Annotated in this window: 9 protein-coding genes, 3 tRNA genes and 1 pseudogene; 3 read left to right on the forward strand and 10 right to left on the reverse strand. The window is 63.1% G+C overall.

Annotated features, from left to right (window positions below):
- Window positions 1–61: 61 nt before the first annotated feature.
- From VSR72_RS39600 to tig, 8 genes are all read right to left on the reverse strand, one after another.
- On the reverse strand, window positions 62–2,008 hold the full coding sequence (locus tag VSR72_RS39600; RefSeq protein WP_342957649.1) for a SurA N-terminal domain-containing protein: 1,947 nt from the start codon (window positions 2,006–2,008) through the stop codon (window positions 62–64).
- 103 nt (window positions 2,009–2,111) lie between these two features.
- Window positions 2,112–2,188: transfer RNA gene (locus tag VSR72_RS39605), tRNA-Asp, on the reverse strand.
- Window positions 2,189–2,221: 33 nt separating this feature from the next.
- Window positions 2,222–2,297, reverse strand: a tRNA-Val gene (locus VSR72_RS39610).
- A 71-nt stretch (window positions 2,298–2,368) separates the two neighbouring features.
- The gene (locus tag VSR72_RS39615) at window positions 2,369–2,641 is read right to left on the reverse strand and encodes an HU family DNA-binding protein (protein ID WP_027796408.1); all 273 of its coding nucleotides are present in this window, start codon (window positions 2,639–2,641) and stop codon (window positions 2,369–2,371) included.
- 321 nt (window positions 2,642–2,962) lie between these two features.
- Window positions 2,963–5,389, reverse strand: coding sequence for an endopeptidase La (gene lon / locus VSR72_RS39620; RefSeq protein ID WP_342957650.1), 2,427 nt, complete (start codon window positions 5,387–5,389; stop codon window positions 2,963–2,965).
- A gap of 191 nt (window positions 5,390–5,580) precedes the next feature.
- Window positions 5,581–6,852: an ATP-dependent Clp protease ATP-binding subunit ClpX gene (gene clpX, locus VSR72_RS39625; RefSeq protein ID WP_028216418.1), complete on the reverse strand. Its 1,272-nt coding sequence runs from the start codon at window positions 6,850–6,852 to the stop codon at window positions 5,581–5,583.
- A gap of 248 nt (window positions 6,853–7,100) precedes the next feature.
- Complete coding sequence (gene clpP / locus VSR72_RS39630) at window positions 7,101–7,754, reverse strand: ATP-dependent Clp endopeptidase proteolytic subunit ClpP (protein WP_028206978.1); 654 nt, start codon at window positions 7,752–7,754, stop codon at window positions 7,101–7,103.
- Between the two features lie 168 nt (window positions 7,755–7,922).
- On the reverse strand, window positions 7,923–9,269 hold the full coding sequence (gene tig / locus VSR72_RS39635) for a trigger factor (RefSeq protein ID WP_342957651.1): 1,347 nt from the start codon (window positions 9,267–9,269) through the stop codon (window positions 7,923–7,925).
- Between the two features lie 439 nt (window positions 9,270–9,708).
- Here tig and VSR72_RS39640 point away from each other — a divergent pair, with 439 nt between their 5' ends.
- Window positions 9,709–10,866: a glycerate kinase gene (locus VSR72_RS39640; protein ID WP_342957652.1), complete on the forward strand. Its 1,158-nt coding sequence runs from the start codon at window positions 9,709–9,711 to the stop codon at window positions 10,864–10,866.
- Between the two features lie 234 nt (window positions 10,867–11,100).
- Window positions 11,101–11,547, forward strand: coding sequence for a MarR family transcriptional regulator (locus tag VSR72_RS39645; RefSeq protein WP_342957653.1), 447 nt, complete (start codon window positions 11,101–11,103; stop codon window positions 11,545–11,547).
- A gap of 141 nt (window positions 11,548–11,688) precedes the next feature.
- On the opposite strand, the gene VSR72_RS39650 is transcribed toward VSR72_RS39645, so the two are convergent.
- A tRNA-Leu gene (locus VSR72_RS39650) sits at window positions 11,689–11,775 on the reverse strand.
- 446 nt (window positions 11,776–12,221) lie between these two features.
- Between VSR72_RS39650 and VSR72_RS39655 the strand changes: the two genes are divergently transcribed.
- Entirely contained in the window at window positions 12,222–13,064 is an 843-nt protein-coding gene (locus VSR72_RS39655) for a squalene/phytoene synthase family protein (protein WP_342957656.1), read from the forward strand.
- Between the two features lie 26 nt (window positions 13,065–13,090).
- Here the strand turns inward: VSR72_RS39655 and VSR72_RS39660 are convergent.
- Window positions 13,091–13,280: pseudogene (locus VSR72_RS39660) on the reverse strand (Twin-arginine translocation pathway signal sequence domain-containing protein); the annotation flags it as partial.

Consider the following 13,280-nt stretch of genomic DNA (forward strand, 5'->3'; position numbering starts at 1 on the left):
ATATTTCGCGGGGCTTTTTTGTGCCGGCGTTCAACGCCGGCAAGCGGATGCGTGGTCCGGCTTACTGAGCGCCGTCGCCGTCACCCGACTGGCTGCCCGAGCCGAGCGAGCCGTACGTCTTGACCTTCGAGCGCTCACGCACTGCGTCGAGATACGCCTGCACCTGCGACTGGCCACCCACTTGAGCCAGTTGCTGCTGCGCGGCTGCGAGACGCGGGCCGTCAGCGGCCGGACCGATGGTCACGCTGTTCACGCGGTAGATCGCGTAGCCGTCATTGCCGAGGTCCACGCCAACATAGGCGGGCAGCTTCGTCGAATCGGCCTTGAAGACCGCCGAGAGAGCGCTGGGCGGCAGCCCTTGGGCGTCGTTGCGCGACACCTTGAGCGCCGACGAGAAGCCATCGGTCGACTTCGACTTCTGCAGCTCCGCGAGCTTGGCCTCGCCGTCCTTGTGCGCCATGTCGGCGGCCTGCTGTGCGACCACCTTCTGGCGCACCGCATCCTTGACCGCGGCGAACGCGGGCACGGCCGCCGGCTGATAGTTCGTCACGTGTGCCGAGATCAGCGTGTTGTTGCCGACGTCGATCGCCTGGGTGTTGTTGTGCTGGTTCACCGAGTCGCTCGCAAATACGGCGTCGAGGAACTTCTGGTTGTTCAGCGGGCTGTCCGGCGGCAACGTTGCATTCGGCTTCGGTGTGACCGTGGCCGTCTGGATCGTCAGCTTGTACTTGTCCGCGGCCGGCTGCAGGGTCTTGGCCTGCTCGTAGACGACCGAGGTGAAGCCGTCGGTCGCGTCGGCGAGCAGCTTCGCGGCCTGCTGCGCCTTCACGTCATTCGTGATCTGCCCCTTCACGTCGTCGAACGGCTTCGTAACCGCCGGCTTCAGGTCCGTGACCTTGACGATGTGATAGCCGAAGTCCGACTGGATCACGTCGCTGATCTCGTCCTTCTTGAGCTTGAAAACGGCATCGTCGAACGCCTTGCCGCCCGCAATCATGCCGGGACCGAAGTAGCCGAGGTCGCCGCCCTTCGAGGCCGAACCCGGGTCCTGCGACTCCTTCTGCGCGATCTGCGCGAACTGATCCGGGTGCGCCTTGACTTCGGCGAGGATCGATTCGGCCTTCTGCTTCGCGGCGTTGCGCACGTCGGCGCTCGCGTCCTTCGGCACCGTGATCAGGATGTGGCTCGCGCGCACTTCTTCCTGCGTGCGGTAGTGCGCGATGTTGTCGTCGTAGTACTTCTTGAGATCGGCGTCGCTCGGCTGCACGCCGGCGGCGACCGTAGCCGCCGAGAGCACGAGATACTGGATCTGCGCCGTGGCCGGAGTCGCGAAAGCGTTCTTGTTCGCGTCGTAGTAGGCCTGCAGTTGCGCGTCGGTCGGCTGGACCTTGGGCGCGTAGTCGCTCGCATGGAACGCGAGGCCCTGCACGTCGCGCTGCTGCTCCGAGAGGCCCGTCAGTTGCTGCGCGAGCGCCTTCGGCGTGAACGCGCTGCTGATGATCGACGCCGGCAGCTGCTGCATGGCGAGGCTATAGCGCACGCGCTCGTCGTACTGCTCGGGCGTCATGCCCTGCATGGCGAGCAGTTGCTTGTACTGGTCGAGATTGATCGAGCCGTCGGGATTCTTGAGCGACGAGATCACCGGGTCGGCGAGCAGCGCGCGGCGCACGGCGTCGTCCGAGGCGGTGAGGTGCAGGCGCTGCGTTTCGTCCACGAGCACGCGCTGCTGGATCAGCCCGTCGAGGATGTCCTTGCGATGCTGGGGCGTGTCGAACATGCTCGCGTCGAATTGCGCACCGAGGACCTGGCGCGCCTGGTCTAGCTGCTGGCGCGCAGCGTTGTCGTATTCGACACGCGTGATCTTGTGGCCGTTGACGCTCGCGACATTCGCGCTTTCATCGAAAAAGCCGCGGAAACCTTGAATACCGACGAAGCCCAGCCCTGGCAGAATGACCAGGAGCAGCATGAACATCATCAGGCGTTTGTGATTGCGGAAAAAGTCGAGCATGCGTGACCAGACGTTGAGAGCGCCAAAAAATAGAACGCCCGATATTACAACAGCGGCCAACAAAAAAGGCGAACCGGAGTTCGCCTTCTTGTCGAGATATCCTTGGCGGAGCGGACGGGACTCGAACCCGCGACCCCCGGCGTGACAGGCCGGTATTCTAACCAACTGAACTACCGCTCCGTGCGGGTGCGCTACGTACCGGAACTGAAGCTGTGGTGGGTGCTGAGAGGCTCGAACTCCCGACCTACGCCTTGTAAGGGCGCCGCTCTACCAACTGAGCTAAGCACCCAGCTTCATGCTTTCCTGCGCTGCTTCCTGTACTGCGACTTCTGCTGCGCCACCTTGCAGGTAGCGAGCCCGCTAGTTTAGCGCATCCTTCAGCGCTTTACCAGGCCTAAATTTGGGCACCTTCGCAGCCTTGATCTTGATCGCGTCGCCAGTGCGCGGATTGCGGCCGGTGCGCGCCGTGCGCTTGCCAACGGCAAACGTACCGAAGCCGACGAGCGTAACCGAACCGCCCTTCTTGAGCGTGCCTTTGACGCCGCCGATGACGGCGTCGAGTGCGCGTCCTGCAGCCGCCTTCGAAATGTCGGCTTGTTGCGCGATATGGTCGATCAGTTCCGTTTTATTCATTCCAGCCCCCGAGAATGTGTTTGGGCAATCGTAAGAAAGAAGGTCAACTTATTGGATGTACGTCCCCGGCATTGCGCGGGGACCGCCCATTTAACGGGGCCGAAAGGGCCGTGTCAAGCCGGGTTCAGCCTGATTTGGCGACCATTCGAGGGAATATTCGAGGGATCACTCGAACGCGCTGGAAAAGGGCAGAAAAGACGCTGGTTGTCATCACAACGTCAAGGATTGTGGGCGCAAAAAAGCCCGCGGACCATGCCGCGGGCTTTTTCGGGGTGCAACGCGCCGCGCTTGCGCGTGGCTTGTTGAAGGGAGACTGAAGGCTTAGTGCTTGACGACTTCCGTCGCAGCACCATCCTTCGATTCGGCCACGGGCGCCTTGGCGTCCTCGGCCTTCACTTCTTCTTCCGGCAGCGGCTGCGGCACACGTTCGAGCGCGAGTTCGAGCACCTTGTCGATCCAGCGGACCGGCACGATCTCGATCGAGTTCTTCACGTTGTCCGGAATCTCGGTGAGATCCTTCACGTTCTCTTCCGGGATCAGCACGAGCTTGATGCCACCGCGATGCGCCGCGAGCAGCTTCTCCTTCAGCCCGCCGATCGGCAGCACTTCGCCGCGCAGCGTGATCTCGCCCGTCATCGCAACGTCAGCACGCACCGGAATGCCCGTGAGCACCGACACCAGCGCCGTCGTCATCGCACCGCCTGCGGACGGACCGTCCTTCGGCGTCGCGCCTTCGGGCACGTGGATGTGGATGTCCTGCTTTTCGAACGCCTCGTCCTTGATACCGAGACGACGCGAACGCGAACGCACCACCGAACGTGCCGCTTCGACCGATTCCTTCATGACGTCGCCGAGCGAACCCGTGCGAATCACATTGCCCTTGCCGGGCATGACCGCCGCTTCGATCGTCAGCAGATCGCCGCCGACTTCCGTCCACGCGAGGCCCGTGACCTGACCGACCTGGTTTTCCTTCGCAGCCAGACCGAAGTCGTACTTGCGCACGCCAAGGAACGTGTCGAGGTTGGCGCTGTCCACCGTGACGGCCTTATCGGCCTTCTTCAGCAGCAGCATCTTCACGACCTTGCGGCAGATCTTCGACACTTCACGCTCGAGCGAACGCACGCCCGCTTCACGCGTGTAGTAGCGAATGATGTCGCGGATCGCACCTTCGGTCACTTCGATCTCGGTCGGCTTCAGCCCGTTGTTCTTCTTCTGCTTCGGCAGGAGATAACGCTGGGCGATGCTGACCTTCTCGTCTTCCGTGTAACCCGAGAGGCGGATGACTTCCATCCGGTCGAGCAGCGGCGGCGGGATGTTCAGCGAGTTCGACGTGGCGACGAACATCACATCGGAGAGGTCGAAATCGACTTCGATGTAGTGGTCGGCGAACGTGTGGTTCTGTTCCGGGTCGAGCACTTCGAGCAGCGCCGACGACGGATCGCCGCGGAAATCCATGCCCATCTTGTCGACTTCGTCGAGCAGGAAGAGCGGATTGCGCACGCCGACCTTGGTCAGGCTCTGCAGGATCTTGCCCGGCATCGAGCCGATGTACGTACGACGGTGGCCGCGGATTTCGGCTTCGTCACGCACACCGCCCAGCGCCATACGCACGAACTTGCGGTTCGTTGCGCGCGCAATCGACTGCCCAAGCGAGGTCTTGCCGACGCCCGGAGGCCCGACGAGACACAGGATCGGCGCCTTGACCTTGTCCACGCGCTGTTGGACCGCGAGATACTCGAGAATGCGTTCCTTCACCTTCTCGAGTCCGAAGTGGTCTTCGTCGAGCACGGCTTCGGCGTTCGAGAGGTCGTTGTTGACCTTGCTCTTCTTGCGCCACGGCAGGCCGATCAGCGTATCGATGTAGTTGCGCACGACGGTCGCTTCCGCCGACATCGGCGACATCAGCTTGAGCTTCTTGAGCTCGGCGTCGGCCTTCTTCTTGGCTTCCTTCGGCATGCGCGCGGCCGTGATGCGCTTCTCGAGTTCTTCGAGATCGGCACCCTCTTCGCCTTCGCCCAGTTCCTTCTGGATTGCCTTGACCTGTTCGTTCAGGTAGTACTCGCGCTGGCTCTTTTCCATCTGGCGCTTCACGCGGCCGCGAATGCGCTTCTCCACCTGGAGAATGTCGATTTCGGCTTCGAGTTGCGCGAGCAGGTGCTCCAGACGCTCCACGACCGGGAACATCTCGAGGATGTGCTGCTTCTGGTCGAGCTTGAGCGGCAGATGCGCGGCGATGGTGTCAGCAAGACGACCGGCCTCGTCGATGCCCGACAGCGAGGTCAGGATCTCCGGCGGGATCTTCTTGTTGAGCTTCACGTACTGGTCGAACTGCGAGACGATCGCGCGGCGCAGCGCTTCGGTTTCAGCGCTGTCTGCGTGGTCCGGTTCGAGCGGCATCACTTCGCACGAGAACTGCGTTTCCTGCTCTTCGATGGAAAGCGTCTTCGCGCGCTGCAGGCCTTCCACGAGCACCTTCACGGTGCCGTCGGGCAGCTTGAGCATTTGCAGGATGTTGGCGATACACCCTACTTCATACATATCTTTTTCGGTCGGCTCGTCCTTCGCGGCGGTTTTCTGGGCGACGAGCATGATGTGCTTGCCGCCTTCCATAGCCGCTTCGAGGGCCTTGATCGATTTCGGTCGGCCCACGAAAAGGGGAATCACCATATGCGGGAAGACTACGACGTCTCGCAGCGGCAGCAGCGGGAGCGTGGTGCGTTCCGGCGGGAGGAGTTGGGTTCCTGACATTTCATTTCCCCATGAGTGGAATCAATTGTTCGGTAATTGAGGCCTGAGATACCGATTGCAAGCCTCGCGCGTGTGGGAAAAGTTCAGTGACTCCAAAATAGTGCGCCATCGACCACAAGATTAAACGAAAAAGCCGTTCATCCCATTGTATGAACGGCCTTTTTCCGGAACTCTTTAGCCGATCACCACCATCAGTTCGACCCTGCAACCTTCGGAGCGTCTTCGTAGATCAGCAGCGGTTTGCCGTCGCCGTCGATCACGTTGTCGTCGATGATGACCTTGCTCACGCCCTTCATGGCCGGCAGCTCGTACATCACGTCGAGCAATGCCTGTTCCAGGATCGAACGAAGGCCACGAGCCCCGGTCTTGCGGCGGATCGCCTTGCGGGCGACGGCCTGCAGCGCGGCCGGGCGAATTTCCAGCTCCACGCGCTCCATGTTGAAGAGCTTGTGATACTGCTTGACGAGCGCATTCTTCGGCTCGACCAGAATCTTCATGAGCGCGGCTTCGTCGAGCTTGCCGAGCGTGGCGACCACGGGCAGACGGCCGATCAGTTCCGGAATCAGACCGAACTTGATCAGGTCTTCAGGCTCCGTTTCGCGCAGCACTTCGCCAGTGTCGCGTTCCTGCTTGCTCTTCACGCTCGCGCCGAAGCCAATGCCAGTCTTTTCCGTGCGGTCGGTGATGACCTTTTCCAGACCGTCGAACGCACCGCCGCAAATGAACAGGATATTGGTCGTGTCGACCTGGATGAAATCCTGGTTCGGATGCTTGCGGCCGCCCTGCGGCGGCACCGAAGCCATCGTGCCTTCGACGAGCTTGAGCAGCGCCTGCTGCACGCCCTCGCCGGAAACATCGCGCGTGATCGACGGGTTGTCCGACTTGCGGCTGATCTTGTCGATTTCGTCGATGTAGACGATGCCGCGCTGGGCCTTGTCGACCTCGTAATTGCAGTTCTGCAGCAGCTTCTGAATGATGTTCTCGACGTCTTCGCCCACGTAACCGGCTTCGGTCAGCGTGGTGGCGTCGGCGATCACGAACGGCACGTTCAGAAGGCGCGCGAGCGTCTGCGCGAGCAGCGTCTTGCCCGAACCCGTGGGCCCGATCAAGAGGATGTTGCTTTTGGAGAGTTCGACGTCGTCCTTCTTGTCGAGGTGCTTCAGACGCTTGTAGTGGTTGTACACCGCCACTGCGAGAATCTTCTTCGCGCGCTCCTGCCCGATCACGTACTGGTCGAGGATGTCGCGGATCTCCTGCGGGCTCGGCAGGTCCGAGCGCGACAGCGCCGCGTCGACGCCCGCACCGGCGGCTTCGTCGCGAATGATCTCGTTGCACAAGTCGATGCATTCATCGCAGATGAATACCGACGGACCAGCGATGAGCTTTTTCACCTCATGCTGGCTCTTGCCGCAGAACGAGCAATACAACAGCTTCTCGCTGTTAGAACCTTTCTTGTCCGCCATGGATAAATGAGCCTCCGGACACTCTGTTACATGATACGCCGTTTCCCCCGGCCAGGCCGGAGGGTGCGTGAACCGCTTGCTGTGACGGCGTTGGGGGCCGCAGGCCGCGAAGCGCGTTTGCCGATTATTTCACAAGGTCTGCGCGGCGTCGGCTATCCCCTTTTGTACGGGGGCCGAGCTTGTTCCTTCAGGACTTCGCCTGCGCGCCGCCCTTCGCAGGGTCGGACGCGCAAAACCGCTCGCGCAGCTTAAGGACGCTTGTGCAGGACCTGGTCGACGAGACCGTATGCCTGCGCATCGTCACCCGACATGAAATTGTCGCGATCCGTGTCGCGCGCGATGCGCTCGACCGGCTGACCCGTATGGTGCGCGAGCAACTGGTTCAGGCGCTCCTTCAGGTACAGGATTTCGCGAGCCTGAATTTCGATGTCCGACGCCTGGCCGCGCGCGCCGCCGAGCGGCTGGTGAATCATCACACGCGAGTTCGGCAGCGCGAAACGCTTGCCCTTGGCACCCGACGCCAGCAGGAATGCGCCCATGCTGGCCGCGAGGCCCATGCAAAGGGTCGAAACGTCCGGCTTGATGAACTGCATCGTGTCGTAAATCGCCATGCCGGCCGACACCGAGCCGCCCGGGCTGTTGATGTACAGGCTGATGTCCTTGTCCGGGTTTTCGCTTTCGAGGAACAGCAGCTGGGCGACCACGAGGTTCGCCGTCTGGTCGTTCACTTCGCCGACCAGGAACACCACGCGCTCCTTGAGCAGGCGCGAGTAGATGTCGTAGGAACGTTCGCCGCGACCGCTCGTTTCGACGACGATCGGCACGAGGCCGAGCGCCTGCGGGTCGAAGTCCCGCGACGAGTGGGAGGTCAACGTATCCAGCGATTGAGCGCGAATGGTCATGCGGTGCATCCTTGTCTGGAAAAGTTCTTCTGATATACCCGAATGGAGACTTGGAGACGGACCCCGTTCAAATCAACCACACGAACAGCATGGCTAAAACCTGCGGATACAAAAACGGCGTGCTGGCCGTCGGTCGCTCCGACAGCCGGCACGCCGTAGCGGGCAGATTTAAGCCTGCGCCGTCGCGCTTGCCAGTTCTTCGAAGCTAACTTGCTTGTCCGTCACCTTGGCCTTGCCGAGCACGAAGTCCACGACGTTCGATTCGACGACGTAGGCTTCCATTTCGGCCAGACGCTGCTGGTTGGAATAATACCAGCGCACGACCTCCTTCGGGTCTTCGTAGCTTTTCGCGAATTCGTCGACTTCAGCACGAATTTGCTCCGGCTTCGCCTCGAGGCTGTTGGCCTTCACGAGTTCGGCGAGCACGAGGCCGAGCTTCACGCGGCGCTCGGCTTGTTCCTTGAACATTTCGGCCGGGATCGGTGCGTCCTTGGCGTTGGGCACACCACGCTGCGCGAGGTCGGCGCGCGCCATTTCGACGAGGCGTTCCTGATCCTGCTCGACGAGTGCGTTCGGCACGTCGAGTTCCGAGATCTTCAGGAGCGCGTCCATCACCTGGTTCTTGACGATCGACTGCGTGCGGCGCTTAGCCTCGCGCTCGAGGTTGTCCTTGATTTCGGCGCGCATCTTCACGAGGTCGCCGTCGGCGATGCCGAGCGACCTGGCGAATTCAGCGTCGATTTCCGGCAGGTGCGCCCACTCGATCTGCTGCATCGTGATCGTGAACTTCGCCGTCTTGCCGGCGACGTCCTTGCCGTGATAATCCTCGGGGAACGCGAGGTCGAATTCGCGCGATTCGCCCTTCTTCAGGCCGATCGCGGCCTTTTCGAATTCCGGCAGCATGCGGCCTTCGCCCAGAACGAACGCGAAGCCTTCAGCGGTGCCGCCCTGGAACGCGACGTCGTCGATCTTGCCGACGAAGTCGACCGTCACGCGGTCACCTTCCTTCGCTGCGGTGTCGGCGCCGCCGTCACCGTGCTCGCCCGCTTCGCCGCGAGCGTGGAAGTGCACGCGCTGCTTGCGCAGGATGTCGAGCGTGCGGTCGATTTCGGCTTCGGTGATGGTCGTGGTCGTGCGCTCGATTTCGGCCGTCGCGACGTCGCCGAGCTTCACTTCCGGGTAGACCTCGAAGGTCGCGTCGAATGCGTAGTCGCCTTCAGCGGCTTCCGACTTCGGTGCGAAGCTCGGCTGGCCGGCAACGCGCAGGTTCTCGGCGCGGCTGATGTCGAAGAACTCCTTGCCGACCTTGTCGCTCAGGACTTCGGCTTCGACCTGGCCCGAATACTGCTGCGTGACCATCTTGAGCGGCACCTTGCCCGGGCGGAAACCCGGCATGCGCACGTTCTTCGCGAGTTTACGGATGCGCGAATCGATTTCTTTCTGCACGGCGTCCTTCGGCAGGGAAATCGTCACGCGGCGTTCGAGCTTGCCGAGGTTTTCAACAACGTTAGCCATGGCTTCAATCGTCCTAAAATTGTTCGAGCGAATCAGTAATCTGTGGTCTTTGCGTGCCGCAGTCCGCCGGGACCCGCCTGGGGCGATCCCGACGGCAGCCCATTCCAGCAACCCGCTTTGGAGCTGAATGCGGGCGCTTGTGCGCGCCGCTCAACAGCGCCGAAACGGGCGGCTTGCGGTGCGGTTCCGTCAAAAGAGCCAAGTATTTTAGCAAACTATTTCCCGGCGCCAGAGGAATTGCCGTTTGAGTGTGCTGTGCGCCTGTTTTTGACCCGCTTTTGGCCTGCTTTTGAGCCGCTGTGTGTGTGAAATGCGCCCCGATCCGTGCTATCGCAACGCCGTTATCCAGCGCACGCGGCGGGGCTGTTAAGCTTACGCTCGCGCCGGACGCCCCGCCGGCCACAGCCGCTCCCAACACAATTCTTCCAGCAGAGACACCATGCCGAATTCGTCGACTGACGCTCCCGTTATCGTCATTGCTCCTGACTCTTTCAAAGGCTCGCTCAGCGCGGACGGGGTCGCCGCCGCGATCGCCGAGGGCATCCGCCGCGTTCGCGCCGACGCTGACATCCGCATCCGCCCCATGGCCGACGGCGGCGAAGGCACGCTCGACGCGATGCTGTCGATGGGCGGCGAGCGCCGCGTACTCACCGTGGAAGGCGCTGCGGGCCCGAAACGCGACGCCGCGGTGGGCCTGCTGCACGACGGCAGCGCGATCGTCGAAACCGCCGAGATCGTCGGCATCACGGACCCGGTGGGCATGGGCGTGCCGGTGGATGCGCGCAGCACGCGCGGCATGGGCGAAGCGATCCGCGCGCTGCTCGACGAAGGCGTGCGTCGCTTTTATGTGGCGCTCGGCGGCAGCAGCACCAACGACGCCGGCGCAGGCTTGCTCGCGGGCCTCGGGCTGCAACTCTTCGACGCCGCCGACAAGCCGCTCGAACCGACGCCGCAAGCACTCGCGCAGGTGGCGCGCGTGGACGTTTCCGGGCTCGACGCGCGACTTCGCGAGGCATCGTTCGTCGGCATGTCGGACGTCGACAATCCGCTGACTGGCGAGCATGGCGCGACCGCCGTGTTCGGCCCGCAAAAGGGCGTGACGCCCGAGCAGGTCGCGCCGATCGACGCCGCGCTCGGCCGCTTCGCCGATCTGCTCGAAGCGGCGCTCGGCCATCGCGTACGCGACGAAGCAGGCTCCGGCGCGGCCGGCGGCCTGGGTTTCGCGCTGCGCATGCTGGGCGCGAGCTTCGAGCCCGGCGCCGAAGTCGTTGCGCGCACCATCGGTCTGGACGAGGCGCTCGACGGCGCGGACTGGCTCATCACCGGCGAAGGCCGCTCGGACGTGCAGACGCTGCACGGCAAGGCGCCGTTCATCGCCTGCCGCCACGCCGTGGCCGTGGGCGTGCCGGCCACGCTGCTCTCGGGCGCCGTAGATGCCGCCGCCCTGCCGCGGCTCGCGGAGCATTTCAGCGGCTGCTTCTCGCCTGCGCCGGGGCCCATCACGCTCGAAACCGCGATTCGCGACGCCGCACGCCTGCTCGCCAACGAAGCGGAGCAGCTCACCCGCCTCAAATACGCTGCGCGTACATCCAACTAGGTGGATTCGCCGGGGCACACGGCCCCGGCTTCGCCGGTGAAACCCGGAATTCGTAGTCCGATTTGTTGAATACGCGCGCCACGCACTCCACAGTAAGCGATTAATAGATTCGTGCGCTGCCCCGGAGGCGCCAAACAAGGGTTCGGATGCGTTGACCCGCGCGCAAGATGGGGCAACAATCATGGAATCGCGACACGTTTCGCGCCCTTCCCAAGCGACCAGACCAGGACTCCCATGAAGGCAAGCAAAGCCGGACTCGAACAATTCCTCACCTATCGGCTGCATGTCCTGAACAAACTCTCCGAACGTGGTGCGAGCGAACGCTACCAGGCGAAGCTCGGCATCACACTTCCGGAGGCTCGGCTCATTGCAGCTGTGGGGGCGTTCGGCCCGTTTTCCGTGATGGAGCTTGCGCGTCACGCGAATCTCGACAAGAGCCAGGCAAGCCGTGCAGCCGAAGCGCTGATGCGCCGCGGCCTCATGCAGCGCGACACGAGCGATGAGGACGGACGCCTCGTGCTCGTTTCGCTCACAACCGATGGACGCGCGCTGTATCGCAAGGTTATGCCCATCGCGCGCAAGTGGAATGTCGACCTCTTCGCGAGTCTCGACGACAAGGAGCGCGACGCACTCGCGCGCGCGCTCGACAAGGTGATCGTAGCGATGCAGACCGAACTGTAAGGCAGTACGTGCGAGCAGAGGCAATAAGCTAAACAGATGGTGGCCGCGATTGGGCAACATCGGGTCGCCGTTGCGAATGCTTCGCGCAAACAGCGCACAAACAAAAAGGCCATGTACCGTTGGTACATGGCCTTTTTACTTTGGTGCGTGAGGCCGGACTCGAACCGGCACACCCTTGCGGGCGTCAGGACCTAAACCTGGTGCGTCTACCAATTTCGCCACTCACGCGAATTCTTTGCGCTTCTCATTCTTGCGCCCGGCAGGACCGCTGCGAATAACGCGTGCGATACAACCCTGTGCGACATGCCGACTGATCGAGTCCTCGTGAGACGCCGGGCGCGGCGCCGTCAACCTCGCGCCCACCTCGCCCGCAATCCAGCCTGCTCTCTGACTGCGCCGCCGGCCGCGATGCTTCATCATCTGCCGGCTGCGCACCTCTAGCTTAAGCGTCAGAAAGCGCAAGCGCGAGATTCTAACCGATTGACTGGCGCTTGTCTGCACCCTGAAAACAGTGCGCGACGGGGCATGACCGCGCACCGCCCAGGTCTCGACCAGTGCGCCGCGAAGCCCTGCCGCGCCGGCCGGAAGCGGCGCCGATGCTAGAATCCCGGCTCTACTGTCGCGCCGCGCTCTGGCCGCCGCGCGAGCCGCTTCGCCCCACATCTCCGAACGCCGTGAACTTCGACGACTACTGCCTGCAAAAGGCGGCTCCCCCCGGTTCGAGCACTTACTATGCGCTGCGTCAGGCCCGCGCCGCGCGCCAACCGCTCTTGACCGCCCTCTTCGCGTTGCGCCGCGAACTCGAGGAAACCGCGAAAGAAACCAGCGATCCCACGGTCGGCCGCACGAAGCTCGCCTGGTGGCAAAAGGAACTCGCTGCGCTCGCCGCGGGCAAGCCCGCGCATCCGGTCACGCAGGCGCTCGCCGAGCATCTCGACGACGCGAACGCCGCCTATCCCGCGTTGCAGGCGCTCCTCGCCGGCTTCGAAATGGATTTCGAGCAGGCGCGTTATCTCGATCTACCGAATCTGCGTCGCTATATGGAGGGCGTGGGCGGCACGTTCGCCTCGCTCGTGGCGCAAGTCAGCGCGCGCACCGACGAGGACCGCCAGGACGCCGCACGCTGGGCCGCACCGCTTGGCAATGCGCTCATGCTCGCGCAATTCGTGCCGGAAATCGGCAACGATGCGCGCCACGGCCGCATCTATGTGCCCATCGACGAATTACAGCGCTACAACGTCACTGCGGCCGATCTCATCAACCGGCGCTACAGCGCGGAGTTCACGGAACTCATGCAGTTCCAGACCTCGCGTGCGCGCGAATCGGTGCACGCAGCGCTCAACGCGATTCCCGCCTCGGCGCGGCGCGACCAGCGCACCTTGCGCGCGCTCGCAGCGCTCGAACTCGCGCTGCTCGATGAAGTCGAGCGCGAAGGCTATCAGGTGCTGCATCAGCAAATCGTGCTCACGCCGGTGCGCAAGCTGTGGATCGCATGGCGCGCCGCGCGGCGCGGTTGAAGCTCGCACACGCACACGCACACGCGCTATGCGCGCAGCAGCGGCAGCGGCTCGAAGCGCTGCTGCAGCACGGCTTGCGCGTCGAGGCCCCACCAGGGGCCTAGCACCGTCGCGTAGATCTGCCTGAAGTCGACGCCCACCGGCAGATTGCCGTTGCCGTCGAGCCGCGCGAGTTGCGGCGCCTGACCATAGAGCCCGCCCCCCACCCCCCCCCCC

This window comes from Paraburkholderia sp. JHI869 (assembly GCF_038900775.1).
Lineage (GTDB): Bacteria > Pseudomonadota > Gammaproteobacteria > Burkholderiales > Burkholderiaceae > Paraburkholderia.

Coding starts and splice junctions, on each gene's coding strand:
- VSR72_RS39600 (WP_342957649.1), bottom strand. CDS start 2,008: ATGCTCGACTTTTTCCGCAATCACAAACGCCTGATGATGTTCATGCTG.
- VSR72_RS39615 (WP_027796408.1), bottom strand. CDS start 2,641: ATGAATAAAACGGAACTGATCGACCATATCGCGCAACAAGCCGACATT.
- lon (WP_342957650.1), bottom strand. CDS start 5,389: ATGTCAGGAACCCAACTCCTCCCGCCGGAACGCACCACGCTCCCGCTG.
- clpX (WP_028216418.1), bottom strand. CDS start 6,852: ATGGCGGACAAGAAAGGTTCTAACAGCGAGAAGCTGTTGTATTGCTCG.
- clpP (WP_028206978.1), bottom strand. CDS start 7,754: ATGACCATTCGCGCTCAATCGCTGGATACGTTGACCTCCCACTCGTCG.
- tig (WP_342957651.1), bottom strand. CDS start 9,269: ATGGCTAACGTTGTTGAAAACCTCGGCAAGCTCGAACGCCGCGTGACG.
- VSR72_RS39640 (WP_342957652.1), top strand. CDS start 9,709: ATGCCGAATTCGTCGACTGACGCTCCCGTTATCGTCATTGCTCCTGAC.
- VSR72_RS39645 (WP_342957653.1), top strand. CDS start 11,101: ATGAAGGCAAGCAAAGCCGGACTCGAACAATTCCTCACCTATCGGCTG.